Raw genomic sequence first — 15,105 nt, forward strand, 5'->3', positions numbered from 1 at the left:
GATACTTCTGACGATTTGCACCTTATTAAGCTCTTCTCTATTAGGCTCTTAAGGTCTAGCTGTTAGAGCTGAAGATGTCTTGCAAGATTAGAAGTTTTTAGAGGCTTAGGGTGGGGAAGTCTCTTAGTTGAAATTTTGAATTTCTAATTCCTCACTCTAAGTAAGATTACCACGCTTAATCTGTTCACGTTCGATCGCCTCAAACAAGGCTCGGAAATTACCTTCCCCAAATCCTTCTGCCTGGGTCAAACGTTCGGCGTAGCAGTAAGTTTGGCGCTCAATGATCTCAAAGAAAAAGGTAGGTTGCTCAAAGATTGGTTGAGTGAAAGCTTGTAGCAGCATTGCCTGGGGGGTGTCTTCTGACCAGTCTGCTAGCACTTGCTGTTGGGCGATCGCCTGCCACTCTGATTCTGCTAGGCAAAACCCAGGTCGCTGGCGCAACTGGCTGTAATAAGTGAGGGGAACGGGTAGAAAGTTTAGCCCCCGTTGGCGCAGATGGGCAATGGTCTGCACGATATCCCCAGTCTGGAGGGCAATGTGCTGTACTCCAGAACCCTGATGAACATCTAAAAATTCTTGAATTTGGGAGGTCGCTGAAGCAGGTTCGTTGATTGGAAACTTTACCCCACTTTCGGGGTGAACTAGAACCTGACTGGACAAACCTGAACGTTCTGTCTGGATTGCAAAGGTTTGCTGTCGTTCAAATCCCAATGTTTTTTCGTACCAAAGTACAGCGTCTGCTAAACTTCCGGCTGCAACATTCAACACGACATGGTCGATGTCAATGAAGTTGGGTAACACCTCTTGTTGGGTGGAAAGATACTGGCTCAGATCCAGCCTGATGAGTTGTTCAACTTCCTGTCCTGGCTCAGCCCGGTGAGGGAGTAGGGATGTAAATCCTGATCGCTCTACTAAAGTGTGCGTCAGGTCGCCCCAACCGGATATGCTGGCCCATTTCAAACAGCCTTGAGATTGCTGTTCTGTTTGAATGGGGTGCAGCAGTTGCGCTCCGTGAGCGGTTGCGGTAGCGATCGCCTGCTCTAAATTCACAACCTGAAAAGCAACATCTGCAATGCCAGCAGGGTGCAAGCTGAGATAGTCAGAGGCGGGGCTAGAATCGGTCAGCGGCGACGAAATGACAAAATAGATTTTGCCGTTTCTAACAACCTCTGTGTGAGTGTGAAGCGTAGAGTGCCCTGCAATTGAGTAGAAGCCAAGAGTATAAACAAACCAATCGCGCCACGCTATTGCGTCTTCAACATAGAAATGAACGTGATCGATGTTCATACTGTTTGAAAAGTTCGTCCCCAAAGCGAGGGTTGCTGTTGCTTATGAACTTAACTTTGCATCATTAAGCTGAGCTGTAAGTCATTCTCTAGGTAGAAAATCGTTCTATTTCGGTTTAATCACCAAAATCAAGTGGCTTTCTGGCTAAATATTAGCCTTTTGTAGCAATAGTTGAATTTTGCATTCCTTATCGTTGTGCAATCGCCACGACTCGATCGATGCTGTTAGCCTTGTATTGACCCGGCAAGTATTGGTCGATGTGACGAAACAGGGCAATAGGGGCAACAGTGCGACAAGTAAAAAACTCGACTGCTGCCTGGTCTGGCAAGAGCCGTACTTTAGGCGAGAGGTCTTTGGGCTGCTCGGTGCTCCACTGCCAGTTGACCTGAGCAGGTGGCTCATCGATTAAACGGTGATGGCTCCAGTTGCGGTGTTGACCTAGTGCCCCAATTTCTAGCAATTCTCGCCGTAGGAGTGAGGCGATGATAAAAGACTGAGGAGAGCGATCGCCCTCAATCGCCTGCATAAAATCTGTCAGGGCCGATTCGGGTTTAGGCGGTTGATCGAGAGCACCTGCCATGGCGATCGGCTTTTCAAGCTGGGCTGTCGTCCCAAACGCTTCTGGAATTGCCCAGACAACCCCCGCACCGTCTACCTCAGCTCGGTAGAGATAGCTAATGAGCCGAAATCCTGGTTTGAGCTTCAATCCCGGCAGCTTTGCCAGGGCGGTGCCTGGGTTAAGGGTGCTAACTAGCCAATGACCAGAAGGTCTAGGAGAGGTCAACTGGCTTTCAATCACTCCCCCAAACTTAAACAAATCGCCTAGAGCATCTAAAGAATTTGGTTCAGGCAATTCATCTGCCGACTTAGAACTAGTCCAAGTCCAATGTTGCTCCGACTTGGGTAGGACTAACGTATTTTTGATGTACTGTCTAACCTTTTGCAGAGTTGCCAGCGGAAATTTTTGAATCGCCATGACCGAAAGGGGGGCTGTCAAAACAGAATAGCTGCCTGTGTAGCCAAGGCTACTAGAGACATACTACCCGTGCCAAGGGAGGGACTCCCTTCAATCTCCCAATCCCTTGTTGTGTCATTGCGCACTAGAGTCGGAGCTAGGCGGATCAACCCAGACGATAGGACGTTGCCCAGGTTCAATTCTGCTAGTTTGCTCCTGCATCACACTAGTCGCCTGACGCGGATCAAAATGTCGGTTAAAGTCTGTCTGGATCTGATCAACACGCCCTTCAACCGCAGCAACCTCAGTCGTTAGCTCACGCAGCTTTGCTTGCTGGGTCAGGTTGTAGGGAATGAGCTTGACCAAAGCAGAAACAGCAGCGATCGCCAAAACCACGTTCACTGCCAGCTTTACTCCAACTTCAGTCGCCACAACTTGATGGGGTTGGTGGCGCTGCTGCGGTTGTCGCCTTGTCCGAGGTACAGAGCGTTGAGCGGGGGGCGCGATGTGGAGTGGAGGTCTAGAGGGCTGGGTTGCGTTCATGATGTTGAATATTGCTCTATCCAAGGGGACTGCCGAATCCGAGAAAACCCCTAATTGAGAGCATACTCGCCTCGGAAAAGGAATCAAAACACCCCGAAGGGGTATGAGCTGAACTAACAGGTTGAGGCTAGATCAGATGGGACAGTAAAAGCAACCCTTTTGAAAATTCCTTTTGAAAATTAAAGACAGCTTTCGGGCATTTCTAGAAAATGACTATAACTCTGTGAGCCGTTGTGAGCTGAAGTATAGCAACTTCAAATGGATTGTGAGCGTTACACTGAAAAAATGTACCTCTCACAATCCATTTATTTCTAACTGATTTCAGTCTCCCTATACAAATTCTGGACGCGGAAATAAATTTCTACGCCCAGAATTTATGAACGGGGTAGCGCTTCGCGCCACAGAGCGTTACTTGTAGAGCTCTGTAGAGAGCCGAAACGCCATAACGCCAGGGATTAAAGCAACGACCAATGCAATAAAGATTTGGGTATCTGATAATGACATAGCTGAAAAACTCCTGATTTGATGGGCAATATGTTCTACTTCGTAGGCTTTGCGCCAACGTTCATCACTGTCGGCTAAATCACGTCATTCTTGAACAATTTGTCACATGATGTAACAGAGGCAAGCTTCACCTGTGCTGTCTTATCGCTAACCCGCTAAAACCCCTCTCGGCTTTACCCTGTCTGCTTCGGTTCTGTTTGCTCCATACATTTTTATCTGCTCTCTTCCTGTTGAAATGTCTATACTGGTTTGAAAACTTAAAATTTGGGCACTTTTAGGAAATTTGGGGACTTTTAGGGTTATCAAATCATCCAATTTTCGTGATTTGTGAATTTTCCCGTTTCTGTATCTACTGCACCTAAGCTTCGCGAGAATCTCCTTGAACGCTTCTCAACCTACTCGAATTCAGTTTGAACGACAGCTCAGACGCTTACAGCGTGACGTTTTACGTATGGGTGCGCTAGTCGAAAATTCCTGCTGGCTTGCCCGCAAAGCTCTATTTGAGCGAGATCTAGATGCGGCCAAGCAAATTGCCCAACAAGATAAACAGATTGACCAGTTTTACCGACAGATTGAGCTTGACTGCGTGAATCTGATGGCGCTTCAGGCTCCTGTGACTCAAGATCTGCGATTGCTTAGTGCTCTCATGCAGCTTGTGCGCGATTTGGAAAGAATTGGCGACTATGCTGATGATCTGGGAGAAATTGCGATGAAGCTGTTTCCTTACCCAGTTCATCCCTGTATGGATCGGGTGCAGGTGATGTCCGATCGCTGTCGGGCAATGCTGGCGATGAGTCTAGCAGCACTTTCTAATCTGGATGCAGAATCAGGTTTGGATATCAAGGTTAAGGATGATGACGTTGATTCAGACTATGAGGAATTGTATACCCTGCTGGCAAACCAAACCAACATTCAGGGGGCGATCGAGCCAATTGTGCTGCTCGTGTTAGTGATTCGTCACCTGGAGCGGATGGCAGACCACGCTACAAATATTGGTAAGCGTGTAGCGTATATCGTGACTGGACAACGGTGAGTTTTGGAGTCACGGCTATTCCGACTATCGCTTTGCCCATCAAATCAGGAGTTTTTCAGCATATGTTTAGTTCTGAATTAGATGCAGGGTGAATCGGCTGTGCGAGGCGCACTCTAATTAGAACTTCAAGATAGATATATTATGAATCTAAGTAAATTTTTCGGCAGGATTTGACAGCTTCGCGCTAATTACGAAATATAAATACAGTGTACAGAGTGCAAATTAGCCGAAATTTTTTGCACTTCTCCAACATAGTTGACCTAATTCGGTGTTAGCTACCGTTGTCCCCCCTTAGCTGCACTGTCGCCCACTCATTGCTGTCACTGATGTCATTGCTCCCATTTTCAGATTGCGGAGCTAAAGCATTTTCAGCAAACTGATGGAACGAACGATGCAATCGCTTTTCGGGTCATTGTTTGATTTTCATGCCCTGATTGCAAGGAAAGCTGCAACAGCGGTGAGAAGGTTGGCTACGCAGAAGCAGGACTTTGAGCTGCTTGATACTGCGATCGCCAAGTTCAGATTAGGCTCGTGAGAGCATTAAAGAGGGCAATGAGCTTACTCAAGACAGGCTCGTGGCTCACTCAGACAGCAAAAGAACAAGGTCAAAACACCAAACTTACAGAGAAGGATCAATCGCTGCATGGAATTTTCGATCGCGTCGCTGCTGGCAAACTTTACGGATGACAAACTAGTAGCCCCCAAAGCTTTAGAAAAAAAGCTCAATTGTGAGGATGATGCCAGTATCCGTAAGCTACAAATTGCCCTGGATGCTTTGGAGAAGATCGGCATTTTAGTGAAGGAGCGAGGCAAATACCGCCGCGTATTTGAAGAAGATGTCGTTGAGGGCAAGCTGCGCTGCTCTAGTAAAGGTTTTTGCTTTGCCATTCAAGACAAGGAAGGGGCTGAGGATATCTACGTTCGCGAGAGCCAACTGAATACAGCCTGGAATGGCGATCGCGTCCTAGTCAAAGTGACTAAGGAAGGTAGTCGCAGACGCAGCCCTGAAGGAGAGGTGCGGTTGATTTTAGAGCGGGCTAACTCTTCAGTCTTGGCAAGGGTTAAACAGGCAGACAGCAGCTATCGCGCTGTTCCTTTGGATGATCGACTGCTGTTTGAGCTTGACCTTAAATCGAATGGCGGCAAACTGGAAGATGCGGTTGATCAGCTGGTTCACGTTGAAATTTTGCGCTACCCTCTGGGGCAACTGCCGCCCCTTGGCAGAGTTGCTCAGATCTTAGGAAGTGATGCTCAGGCGGCTTCTGATATTGACATTGTTTGCTGCAAACATGACTTGCCGCGTAGCTTTTCTGAAACGGTGATAGAAGCGGCTAAAGCCCTGCCGACCAAGCTGCGTAAAGGCGATTTAAAGAAGCGGCTAGACCTGCGTAGCTTGCCTGCAATTACCATTGACGGACCAAGTTCTCCCTCCGGACCGGCAATCGATGATGCTTTGACACTGGAGAAACTCGCTGGCGATCGCTGGCGCATTGGCGTTCACATTGCTGATGTTGCTTTCTATGTAGAACCTCAGTCGCCGCTAGATGTAGAAGCTCAGCGGCGAGGCACGTCGGTTTATCTAGGCGAAACCGTGTTGCCAATGTTTCCAGAGCAAATTCGCCGCTGCTGTGCTCTAGCACCGAATCAGGACCGCCTCACGATTTCGGTATTGCTGACGGTGGATCAGACCGGACAATTGCTCGAATTTGAAATCCAGCCTAGCGCTATTCAAATTCACCATCAGCTGAACTACCAGCAAGTTCAGGCGATTTTGCAGCGTAACCAATCTCCTGAAACAGATCCAACCTTGAGCTATCCGCTGCCCTCTCTGGAGGAGCTACAGGAGTTTACGCCCGTTTTTGAACTGCTAGATCAACTGTTTGCTCTGAGTCAAGCCATTCGAGAGCAGCGACGGCAGCGGGGTGCATTTGAGCTAAACCTGCCCGAAAAAATCTTTCCGAATGAAAGCAACCCAGAACTCGGCAAATACCTTTCGCCCAAGTTTCAGTATGACGACGAGGGAGCGTTGGGGGCAATGGTGGTTTCGTCCCTACTGCCAGCCCGTTCTATCGTTACGGAACTGATGATTCTGGCAAATCAGGTAGTTGCGTCTCACCTTCAGGCACTCCAGGTGCCAGGAATTTATCGAGTTCACCGTACCCCTGACCCTGCTGATGTGCAGGAATTGCTGAAGTTGGTAGGCAATATGGGTATCGACACTCACCTGGAAGAAGAGGATGCGGTACATCCACGTGACTATCAACGGTTGCTGCGGGAGTTTGCTGAATCGAGAGCAGAGAAAGTATTGACCTACCTGCTGCTGTCTACATTTAAGCCTGCAATTTACAGCACTACGCCGGGAAATCATTTTGGATTGGCGCTGGAGCAGGGCTATACACACTTCACATCGCCGATGCGCCGCTATCCCGACTTGCTGGTGCACCGGGTGCTGAACGCGGTGTTTGAATTTGGGCGCGATCGCCGTTCAACTCGCTCTAAAGAATCAGTGGATCTCCGCAGCAGCTCTTGTCATGGGCAGATCACCTGGAATGTGCTGCCGCCCGAAATTCAAAGTGAGCTAGAGGAACATTTCTCTGCGGTTGCGGTGCATCTGAGTGAGCGAGAAAAGCTGGCCCAGGAAGCCGAAGCTGACCTGGAAGGGCTGAAAAAAGCCGAATTTATGCAGGAGCACACCGGGGAAGTGTTCCACGGTCTAATTACTGGAGTGCAGTCCTACGGCTTTTTTGTGGAAATTGAGGAACTGCTAGTCGAAGGACTAGTACACGTCAGTTCCCTTAAGGATGACTGGTATGAGTACCGTTCTCGTCAGCAAAAGCTGGTCGGGCGCAAAAACCGCAAGCAGTATCGACTGGGCGATCGCGTTGAAGTTCAAGTCAAGAGCGTGGACTACTATCGTCAGCAGATTGACCTAGTGGCGGTCGGTGGCGGCAGTGAAGCCACCGATGACGATGTAGATGATGTTTCACCCCTTGAGCCGGAGCTAGAGCCAGAAAACGAGCAACCGTCAGAGGCTTATGATTAAAAACAGGGGTATTCCCTGGTGTCATTGCTCTGTGTAATTGCGTGTCTCTAACTTCACCTGCAACATCGACTTCAAACAAACCGCTAATTTTAGGAATTACTGGAGCCTCTGGACTAATCTATGCCGTTCGTGCCCTGAAATATTTGCTGGAGGCAGACTACTCGGTTGAGTTAGTTGCCTCCAAATCGACCTACATGGTTTGGCAAGCTGAGCAAAATGTGCGAATGCCTTTAGAAGCTGTTCAGCAAGAGCAGTTTTGGCGATCTCAAGCCCAGGTTGAAACGGGCGGCAAACTGCACTGTCATCCCTGGGGCGACGTGGGTGCAAACATTGCCAGTGGTTCATTCCGCACCTTGGGCATGGTGATTATGCCCTGTAGCATGAGTACCATTGGCAAACTAGCCGCAGGACTCAGTTCTGACCTGTTAGAACGGGCGGCAGATGTGCAGCTTAAAGAAGGGCGCAAACTGGTGCTGGTGCCCCGCGAAACACCATTTAGCCTGATTCATCTGCGAAACCTAACCACTCTGGCAGAATCCGGAGCTAGAATCGTTCCTGCCATTCCTGCCTGGTATCACAATCCTCAAACCGTTGAGGACTTAGTCGATTTTGTTGTAGCTAGAGCGCTCGATCAATTAGACATCAATTGTGTACCAATCAAGCGCTGGGAAGGACACTTGGGAGATGAAGCGTAGATGTAGAGGAGCGATCGCCCCTCCCCTTGATGCAACGGTTGCGCCATCAATCCTATACTGAGGATTGTGAATACCTACCGTCTATTGCCCGCTGTCCGATTATTCACAGTCGATCGCCCACTGGAGGATAAGCCGTGCCAGTAATTCGCCTTGCGCTGCTGCTTGCCATCCTGGGAGGGTTAACGCTATTTGCTCTGCAAAACTGGTCGCCTGCGGTGCCGCTGGTGATTTTGGGAGTACAGACGCAGGCATTTCCGCTGGCAGTGTGGATGGTAGGGGCGATCGCTGCTGGAGCTTTCACTACACTGGTTATCGCAGCACTATTTGGAATTTCTAGTACTTTTTCTGCCCCGCGCACTCGCCGTCCTGCTGCCCCACGCGAAACCAGCCGTTCTACTTCAGCCGATGGATCGTGGGACAAAGGCTGGGCTGAATCGCAGAATTCGTCTTATTCAACTGCTGCTACAGCGGCAGCCTCCACTGACACAACCACCAGCTACACCCAGTCAGCATCGCCTAAACCTAAATCAAGCTTTGACTTTAGCAATGATTGGGAAAATGTTGGTGCTCCTGTAGAAGAGTGGGAAGACTGGCAGGATTATGAGGAACCTGTAGATACGCCACCTGCTCAGGCAAGTCCTCAAGCGAGTTCATCCTATTCGAGTTCGTCCTACAATTCCCAAACCTATATTCAGGAGCCAGAGGAACGGGAGGAGTGGGAGGACTGGGAAGAGGAGCCGGATGCGCCTCCCCCAAGTCCTGCTCAGCCGCAGCGAACGGACTATGAGGTGCGTCGAGATCCCAAAACTAGCTATCAGTCGGGTTCGGTCTATTCCTACAGCTATCGGGAGCCGAGTGACTCTGGCGTGGGTAAAACCGAATCGGTGTATGACGCAGACTACCGGGTAATCATTCCGCCCGCGCGATCGCTCGATGAACTGGATAATGAACCTGCTTCCCATCAAGACTTGGACGAGGAAGATTGGAATTTTGAGGACGATTTTGAGGATGAAGGCGATCGCCCCCGTCGTTAATCCCTAATGCCCACAAAAGCGACCTGTAATCTTGCCATAATCTCGATAAACTAAATCTTAAGAATTTGCTGTGGCAGGAACAATGGCAGGATCTTCATACGAAATTAACCCACTCAGCGATGTGACCGAGAAGCATCTGTTGAAGGGGGTCAACCTCTATCTGGTTGGCATGATGGGGGCAGGCAAGACAACCATCGGACGCATTTTGGCAAAACGGCTGAAGTATCGCTTTTTTGATACTGATGCCATGATTGAGCAGTTAACTGGAAAGTCAGTGTCGGAAGTCTTTGCCGAGTCAGGCGAAGAAGCATTTCGGCGGATTGAGACGCAGGTATTGTCAGAATTATCGGCTTACACAAGACTGGCGATCGCCACCGGAGGTGGCATTGTGCTTCAGCGGCAAAACTGGAGCTACTTGCATCACGGCATTGTGGTTTGGCTAGACGTGCCCATCGATCAGCTTTACCTGCGGCTCAAGGGCAACACGACCCGCCCACTGCTGCAAACCCCCGACCCGATGCAAAAGCTGCAAACCCTCCTGGAACAGCGACAGCACCTCTATGCTCAGGCTGACGTGCGCGTCAGAATCAATGGCAGCGCTCCGCCTAGCTATGTCGCCAGTCGAGTTTTGGAAGAAATAGACAAAACAATCAAACCGAGCGATCGCCGTTCACCTAAAAGTTAAATCCGACAAAGTTAAATCTGACATTGTTGAGTGTGGCAACCTCCTCTAAACTGCATTCAACCCCTTCACAAAATTCAGTTGCCGATGATCAGCGAAGACTATCTCGATAGTGAATATATCCAAAAAGCCGAAGCAACTCGTGTCCGAGTCCTGAGTGAAGCCCTGCCCTACATTCAGCAGTTTGCCGGACGTACTGTAGTGGTCAAGTATGGCGGCGCAGCAATGAAAGACAGCATGCTCAAAGCCAAAGTGATGCGAGATATTGTGTTTCTGGCTTGCGTCGGCTTGCGTCCTGTTGTGGTTCACGGTGGCGGACCCGAAATCAACTCTTGGTTGGGCAAATTAGGCATTGAGCCGCAATTTAAGAACGGGTTGCGGGTAACGGATGCTGCCACAATGGACGTGGTGGAAATGGTGCTGGTCGGTCGAGTCAACAAAGAAATTGTGTCCCTGATCAACCAGGCAGGAGGCTCTGCGATCGGGCTGTGTGGCAAGGATGCCAATCTGATTAAGGCACGTCCCCAAAATGACGCAGGAATCGGTTTTGTAGGGGATGTCAGCAGCATTGATGCCAGCGTCCTGGAATCCTTGGTGAATTCCGGCTACATTCCGATTGTCTCTAGTGTGGCAGCGGATGATACGGGACAGGCTTACAACATTAATGCTGACACCGTGGCAGGTGAACTGGCGGCAGCACTGGGTGCAGAGAAGCTGATTTTATTGACTGACACACCCGGAATTTTGCAGGACTATCACGATCCGTCTAGCCTGATTGCCAAACTGGATATTCAACAAGCTCGTCAGTTAATTGAATCGGGGGTCGTGTCAGGCGGAATGATTCCTAAAGTGAATTGCTGTGTGCGATCGCTCGCTCAAGGAGTCCGAGCGGCCCACATCATCGACGGACGCATTCCCCACGCTCTGCTGCTAGAAATCTTTACTGACGCTGGAATTGGCTCCATGCTAGTTGCATCAGAATTTATGTCTTGAGCATCCTCCGACAAGGCTAGAGAGAATCGCCCGAAACGGCTAAAGACGTTCCATTAGAACCTTCATACAATGATGGAGGTCTAATTTATAACATTTCCCAAGTTGTGCATCACGTTCGCGACTGGCGAGTGTGACCAGAACGGCAATTCATCACCTCTACCCCTCTCTTCCTCAACTTCCCTATGCCCAGCTACTCTGCTATCACCTCAGCTGTAGTCCGTGACATCAAAGCCCGTGAAGATGCATTGCCCGTCCGCAATGAAGCCTGTCGCTCTCGCTTTTATTTTCAACCTGCGCCTGCTGCCAAAACCTGTCTGTTTTTTCATGGCTTTACGGCTGGACCATATCAGTTTGTGCCAATGGCAGAAGCACTGTTTCGGGCTGGGTACAACGTCCTAATTCCGCGAATGCCAGGACACGGATTAGCGGGTGATTGGGGTAAAGATAATCCACCCCCGCTGCCCACCAAAGCCGAAGATTACCAAAAGTTTGCTTTGCAGTGGCTTCAGCTCGCCCAAACGCTGGGTGGGCAGGTTGTGGTGGGTGGCTTATCGGGCGGGGGAACGTTGGCGGGTTGGCTAGCCGTAGAGCGTCCTCAAGTGATTTCTCGTGCCGTTTTGTATGCTGCATTTCTCAGCAGTAGCAGTAAGGTCATTGACCTGTTTGTTCGCAATCTCGACTCTTACAACGAGTGGGTGAATCCCAAGCCTGAGGCAGCGCGATATGGCTACAACGGATTTATGATTCCGGCGCTGCGAGTGTTCTTGTTGATGGGAACGGATATTTTGAAGCGATCGCGTCGAGGTCCGATTGCCCCCACGTTTGCAATTTCCAGTGAAAGTGATATTGCAGTGGGCAATCATGATCACCGATCGCTATTTGAGTCAGGCGTTAAATATCAGCCCAAATGCTGGTATCAGCGATTTGACCGAATTTTGGATATTCCTCACACGATGTTGACGCTGGAGGAAGGCAACAATTACCAGGATCTCTTGATTGCGATGACTAAAGCCTACGTCGAGAGCGACCTGACCTGGGCAGAAGTGGAGGACATTGGCTATTGCATGACTCGCGGCAAAACGTTTGACATAGCCGTGTCGGAGCTTAACCTGGCACAAAAAGTCTCACGCGATATGCCTGCCATGATGACGATGGTAGATAAACGGGCGATCGCCATGTCCCGGGGTCCTCGCTCTAGGGGCGATCGCTAACGTTCTATCTTGATTGAACCTACGCTGCTAACGTATCCGAATCGTTCTAGTATTAACCCGGTCAGAGTTGATGATGACTGGATTGATCAATGTCGAGTCGATGATCGTTGAGTCAACAATGACTGGATTCCTTAACGTCGAGCCGCTAGAAGAGCAGTTCACCAGCCCTGAAGTAGGACGCTCATTAATTGGAGTCACGCCGTAATAGGGATAGCAGTAGCGTTCTGTGCGAAGGATAGTCGTCCGAGACGAGTAGTCATCGTAGATTACAGAAGGTCTAACTCGAATCGTGCCATTCCCGCGAATGATAACTGTGTCGGCCACTGCGGAGGAGGCATCAATGGCTAAAGCAGCGGCACCCAACGCTAGAGTACTGAGAGTTAGCAAGGGCTTATGCCAACTAGAGCGGAGCGGATTAAGAGCTTGGAGCATTGGTCTACCTCAAGAGTCCATCAACAAAAAACGATCCTTCAATATTCCGTTCCCAAGCTTGACTTGGGAATGCCTTTAAAGTGTCTCTGCCATTTGGTTCCTGGAGGCAGAGCTTCTCACCCTCCATTTCAAGACGAAGCCTTGAAACGAGTTTTTGCATCGGGTAGAGTTCGCCCTAATTTCAATTTTAGGTTTTAGATTGGCAACTGCCTGCCCCAACCTAAAATCCGTTGCCCTTTAAAATTGAAGTAGCGATCGCATTGACTCGATCCTTAACCGAATTCTTGACTGAGTAAATCGTGAGTTCAGAAAACCTAGAAGCTGCAAAAGTGCAGTACCAGACGGGCAAAGCGGCCTTCGAGCGAGGGGCATACCGCCAGTCGGTTCAATGTTTAGAGAAAGCTGCCAGCCTGGTAGCGAGAAACACCGCCTTTGGTGGGGAGGTGCTGGTCTGGCTAATCACTGCCTACGAGGCCGCAGGACAGCGCCAAGAGGCGATCGCCCTTTGTGAAACGGTCAGCCGCCATCCCGACTATGAAACCCGTAAGCAAGGCAAGCGCCTGCTCTACATCCTCAAAGCCCCCCTACTCAAGACCCGTCCCGAATGGCTGAGCGAAATTCCTGACCTGGCAGCCCTAGACGAGTCTGAAGGCAACAAAGGCGGCACAAGCTACCCCACTCCTGCCAAACGTCCATCTCGTCCGCGCCCTCAACCTAACCCCGAACCGATTGATCTGAGCCAGGTCAACACCAAAGATAATGCTTTCATTTGGGTGGCGCTAGCGGCGATCGCCCTCACCATAGGGAGCCTGCTTTGGTTTAGTTAAGATCTGAATACTTCCCTTGCCCATTACCCCCCGAACATTGTGAGCGATTCTACCTTAGAGCAAATTTTGAAATTGGCTGCCCCACGAACTGAGTCGGCAGAAGTGTATTACCTGTCTAGCCAAGACACGCCAATTGAGTTTGAGAATAATCGGCTGAAAGCACTGCAAACTAAAGCCTTAAAAGGTGTAGCACTGCGGGTAATTTGCAATGGCAGGTTGGGGTTTGCTAGCTCAACTGACCTGACTCGACTCGAAGATTTGGTCGATGCGGCGGTGCAAACGGCAGAAATCGGCAGTGTGGCCGAGTTTAACTTTGCTGATGAACTGCATAGTCAGAATGGTGCGGGTAACTCGGGCTATGTGCCGCCTGCGACTCAGGAACTGGTGGAAGTGGGCGATCGCCTGATCCAATCGGTTCACGATTACAATTCAGAGATTCTCGTAGACGTCGGTTTTCACGTCCGCTCCGGGCAAGCAAAAATCGCTACCAGCAAGGGCGTGTATGCAGAGCGGGCTAGCCAGACGACCAGCGCCAGCATTTCAGGAAATTTAGTGCGCGGTGAAGACTTTCTTCAGGCATACAGCTACGATGTGGGGCGCGATCGCATCCCTGACTATGACCGCATTCTGGCAGAACTGCTGCAGAAATATCGCTGGGCAGAGCAAAATGCCAACATTACCAGCGGCTCTTTCCCGGTGCTGTTTACCCCCAGAGCAGCAGCCAGTTCGCTAGGTGGCTTATTTGAAACGGTGCTTTCGGGTCAGGTTGTGGCACAAAAGGCTTCACCGCTAGCCGATAAAGTTGGCGAGACGCTGTTTGACAAGCGCCTGACCGTGTTTGAAGATCCCACGATCGGCGTTTCTGCCTGTGCGTTTGATGATGAAGGTACGCCGACTCGCCGCAAAGCTTACATTGACCAGGGTACAGTCAAAGGATTTTACTGGGATCGTCGCTGGGCTGCCCGTACTGAAACGGAGCCGACTGGCAATGGCTTTCGGGGTGGATTGTCGCGTCCCGGCCCTGATATGGTGAATTTCTGCGTTGCTCCGGGTGGCACTTCTACCGAAGACTTGATTGCCAGCATGGATGAAGGACTGATTGTCGATCAGGTTTTGGGTGCAGGACAGTCAAACCAGCTTGCTGGAGAGTTTTCGGTCAACCTGGACTTGGGCTACAAGGTGGAAAAGGGCAAAATTGTCGGTCGGGTCAAAAATACGATGGTCGCAGGTAATATTTTTGAAGCCTTCCAACACCTGGCTGACCTAGGAAGTACTCCAGAGTGGGTCGGCGGAGGGGCTTACCTGCCAAGTATGCTGTTCCAGCAGCTAGGAGTAGCTGCTCGACAAGGTTAGAGCCGTTTGAGGCGGGGTACGACGGGGAGGGGCGAAGCATTTGGCCGCAAAATTTTGATGATTGCAGCACATCTTTACTGAATGCGTTGCCCCTACGAAATCTCCTACACCCATTTTCCAACCACTACTCGAATCGTGCCGTCTTCTAGAATTTCCTCTTCTTCAATGGTGAAACCTTGCGTGGGAGCAGTTGCTATGAGGGTGTGATAGCCATAGCGTTGGGTTAACTGGTTGAGCCACTGTTGCGAATATTTGGAGCGATCGTATTCAGAAATGATTGCTTCAAAGGTGCCGTCAGCTTGACGCTGAAAACCAATGTCATTGCTAAGCGGACCAATGTAGCGTCGTCGAACAATTATTTCAGCCGCTTGTGGACGAATATCGCCCCGATAGCCATAAAGATGCTCGGCAGTGTCAAACACTTCAACCTGCCCTAAACCCATATCTGCTAAAGCTTTGATCAGTGCATTTTGATCCTTGAGCTGAGTTTTGATGCAGGTGAAGTGTGACATA

General features: G+C 50.0%; 15 protein-coding genes. 9 read left to right on the top strand and 6 right to left on the bottom strand.

Annotated features, from left to right (window positions below; genetic code table 11):
• Positions 1-156 precede the first annotated feature (156 nt).
• From hppD to psaM, 4 genes are all read right to left on the bottom strand, one after another.
• On the bottom strand, positions 157-1,287 hold the full coding sequence (gene hppD, locus H6F88_RS20990) for a 4-hydroxyphenylpyruvate dioxygenase (protein ID WP_190644677.1): 1,131 nt from the start codon (positions 1,285-1,287) through the stop codon (positions 157-159).
• 187 nt (positions 1,288-1,474) lie between these two features.
• Positions 1,475-2,263: a hypothetical protein gene (locus H6F88_RS20995; protein WP_190644678.1), complete on the bottom strand. Its 789-nt coding sequence runs from the start codon at positions 2,261-2,263 to the stop codon at positions 1,475-1,477.
• Between the two features lie 114 nt (positions 2,264-2,377).
• Positions 2,378-2,785 carry a hypothetical protein gene (locus H6F88_RS21000; RefSeq protein WP_190644679.1) on the bottom strand — a complete coding sequence of 136 codons (408 nt, stop codon included), beginning with the start codon at positions 2,783-2,785 and terminating at the stop codon, positions 2,378-2,380.
• Positions 2,786-3,193: 408 nt separating this feature from the next.
• Positions 3,194-3,289: a photosystem I reaction center subunit XII gene (gene psaM, locus H6F88_RS21005; RefSeq protein WP_190644680.1), complete on the bottom strand. Its 96-nt coding sequence runs from the start codon at positions 3,287-3,289 to the stop codon at positions 3,194-3,196.
• Positions 3,290-3,668: 379 nt separating this feature from the next.
• On the opposite strand from psaM, the gene phoU reads away from it, so the two are divergent.
• From phoU to H6F88_RS21040, 7 genes are all read left to right on the top strand, one after another.
• Complete coding sequence (phoU, locus tag H6F88_RS21010; RefSeq protein ID WP_190644681.1) at positions 3,669-4,322, top strand: phosphate signaling complex protein PhoU; 654 nt, start codon at positions 3,669-3,671, stop codon at positions 4,320-4,322.
• A gap of 643 nt (positions 4,323-4,965) precedes the next feature.
• A complete protein-coding gene (locus H6F88_RS21015; protein ID WP_190644682.1) occupies positions 4,966-7,365 on the top strand; it encodes a ribonuclease R family protein in 2,400 nt (799 codons plus the stop codon).
• Positions 7,366-7,406: 41 nt separating this feature from the next.
• Entirely contained in the window at positions 7,407-8,060 is a 654-nt protein-coding gene (locus H6F88_RS21020) for a UbiX family flavin prenyltransferase (RefSeq protein WP_190644683.1), read from the top strand.
• Between the two features lie 134 nt (positions 8,061-8,194).
• Positions 8,195-9,094: a hypothetical protein gene (locus H6F88_RS21025; protein WP_190644684.1), complete on the top strand. Its 900-nt coding sequence runs from the start codon at positions 8,195-8,197 to the stop codon at positions 9,092-9,094.
• Positions 9,095-9,176: 82 nt separating this feature from the next.
• A complete protein-coding gene (locus H6F88_RS21030; RefSeq protein ID WP_190644685.1) occupies positions 9,177-9,779 on the top strand; it encodes a shikimate kinase in 603 nt (200 codons plus the stop codon).
• A gap of 84 nt (positions 9,780-9,863) precedes the next feature.
• Positions 9,864-10,769: an acetylglutamate kinase gene (gene argB / locus H6F88_RS21035; protein WP_190644686.1), complete on the top strand. Its 906-nt coding sequence runs from the start codon at positions 9,864-9,866 to the stop codon at positions 10,767-10,769.
• Between the two features lie 182 nt (positions 10,770-10,951).
• Positions 10,952-11,980 carry an alpha/beta fold hydrolase gene (locus tag H6F88_RS21040; RefSeq protein WP_190644687.1) on the top strand — a complete coding sequence of 343 codons (1,029 nt, stop codon included), beginning with the start codon at positions 10,952-10,954 and terminating at the stop codon, positions 11,978-11,980.
• Between the two features lie 27 nt (positions 11,981-12,007).
• On the opposite strand, the gene H6F88_RS21045 is transcribed toward H6F88_RS21040, so the two are convergent.
• Positions 12,008-12,412 carry a hypothetical protein gene (locus H6F88_RS21045; RefSeq protein ID WP_190644688.1) on the bottom strand — a complete coding sequence of 135 codons (405 nt, stop codon included), beginning with the start codon at positions 12,410-12,412 and terminating at the stop codon, positions 12,008-12,010.
• Positions 12,413-12,711: 299 nt separating this feature from the next.
• On the opposite strand from H6F88_RS21045, the gene H6F88_RS21050 reads away from it, so the two are divergent.
• Together H6F88_RS21050 and H6F88_RS21055 are read left to right on the top strand one after the other, a co-directional pair.
• Complete coding sequence (locus H6F88_RS21050) at positions 12,712-13,239, top strand: hypothetical protein (RefSeq protein ID WP_190644689.1); 528 nt, start codon at positions 12,712-12,714, stop codon at positions 13,237-13,239.
• A 39-nt stretch (positions 13,240-13,278) separates the two neighbouring features.
• Positions 13,279-14,592, top strand: coding sequence for a metallopeptidase TldD-related protein (locus H6F88_RS21055; RefSeq protein WP_190644690.1), 1,314 nt, complete (start codon positions 13,279-13,281; stop codon positions 14,590-14,592).
• A 104-nt stretch (positions 14,593-14,696) separates the two neighbouring features.
• Here H6F88_RS21055 and H6F88_RS21060 read toward each other — a convergent pair whose 3' ends face one another.
• Positions 14,697-15,104, bottom strand: a complete 408-nt coding sequence (locus H6F88_RS21060; RefSeq protein WP_190644691.1) for a DUF1257 domain-containing protein — start codon at positions 15,102-15,104, stop codon at positions 14,697-14,699.
• Position 15,105: the final 1 nt, after the last annotated feature.

The organism is Oculatella sp. FACHB-28, from assembly GCF_014696015.1.
Lineage (GTDB): Bacteria > Cyanobacteriota > Cyanobacteriia > Elainellales > Elainellaceae > JAAUTN01.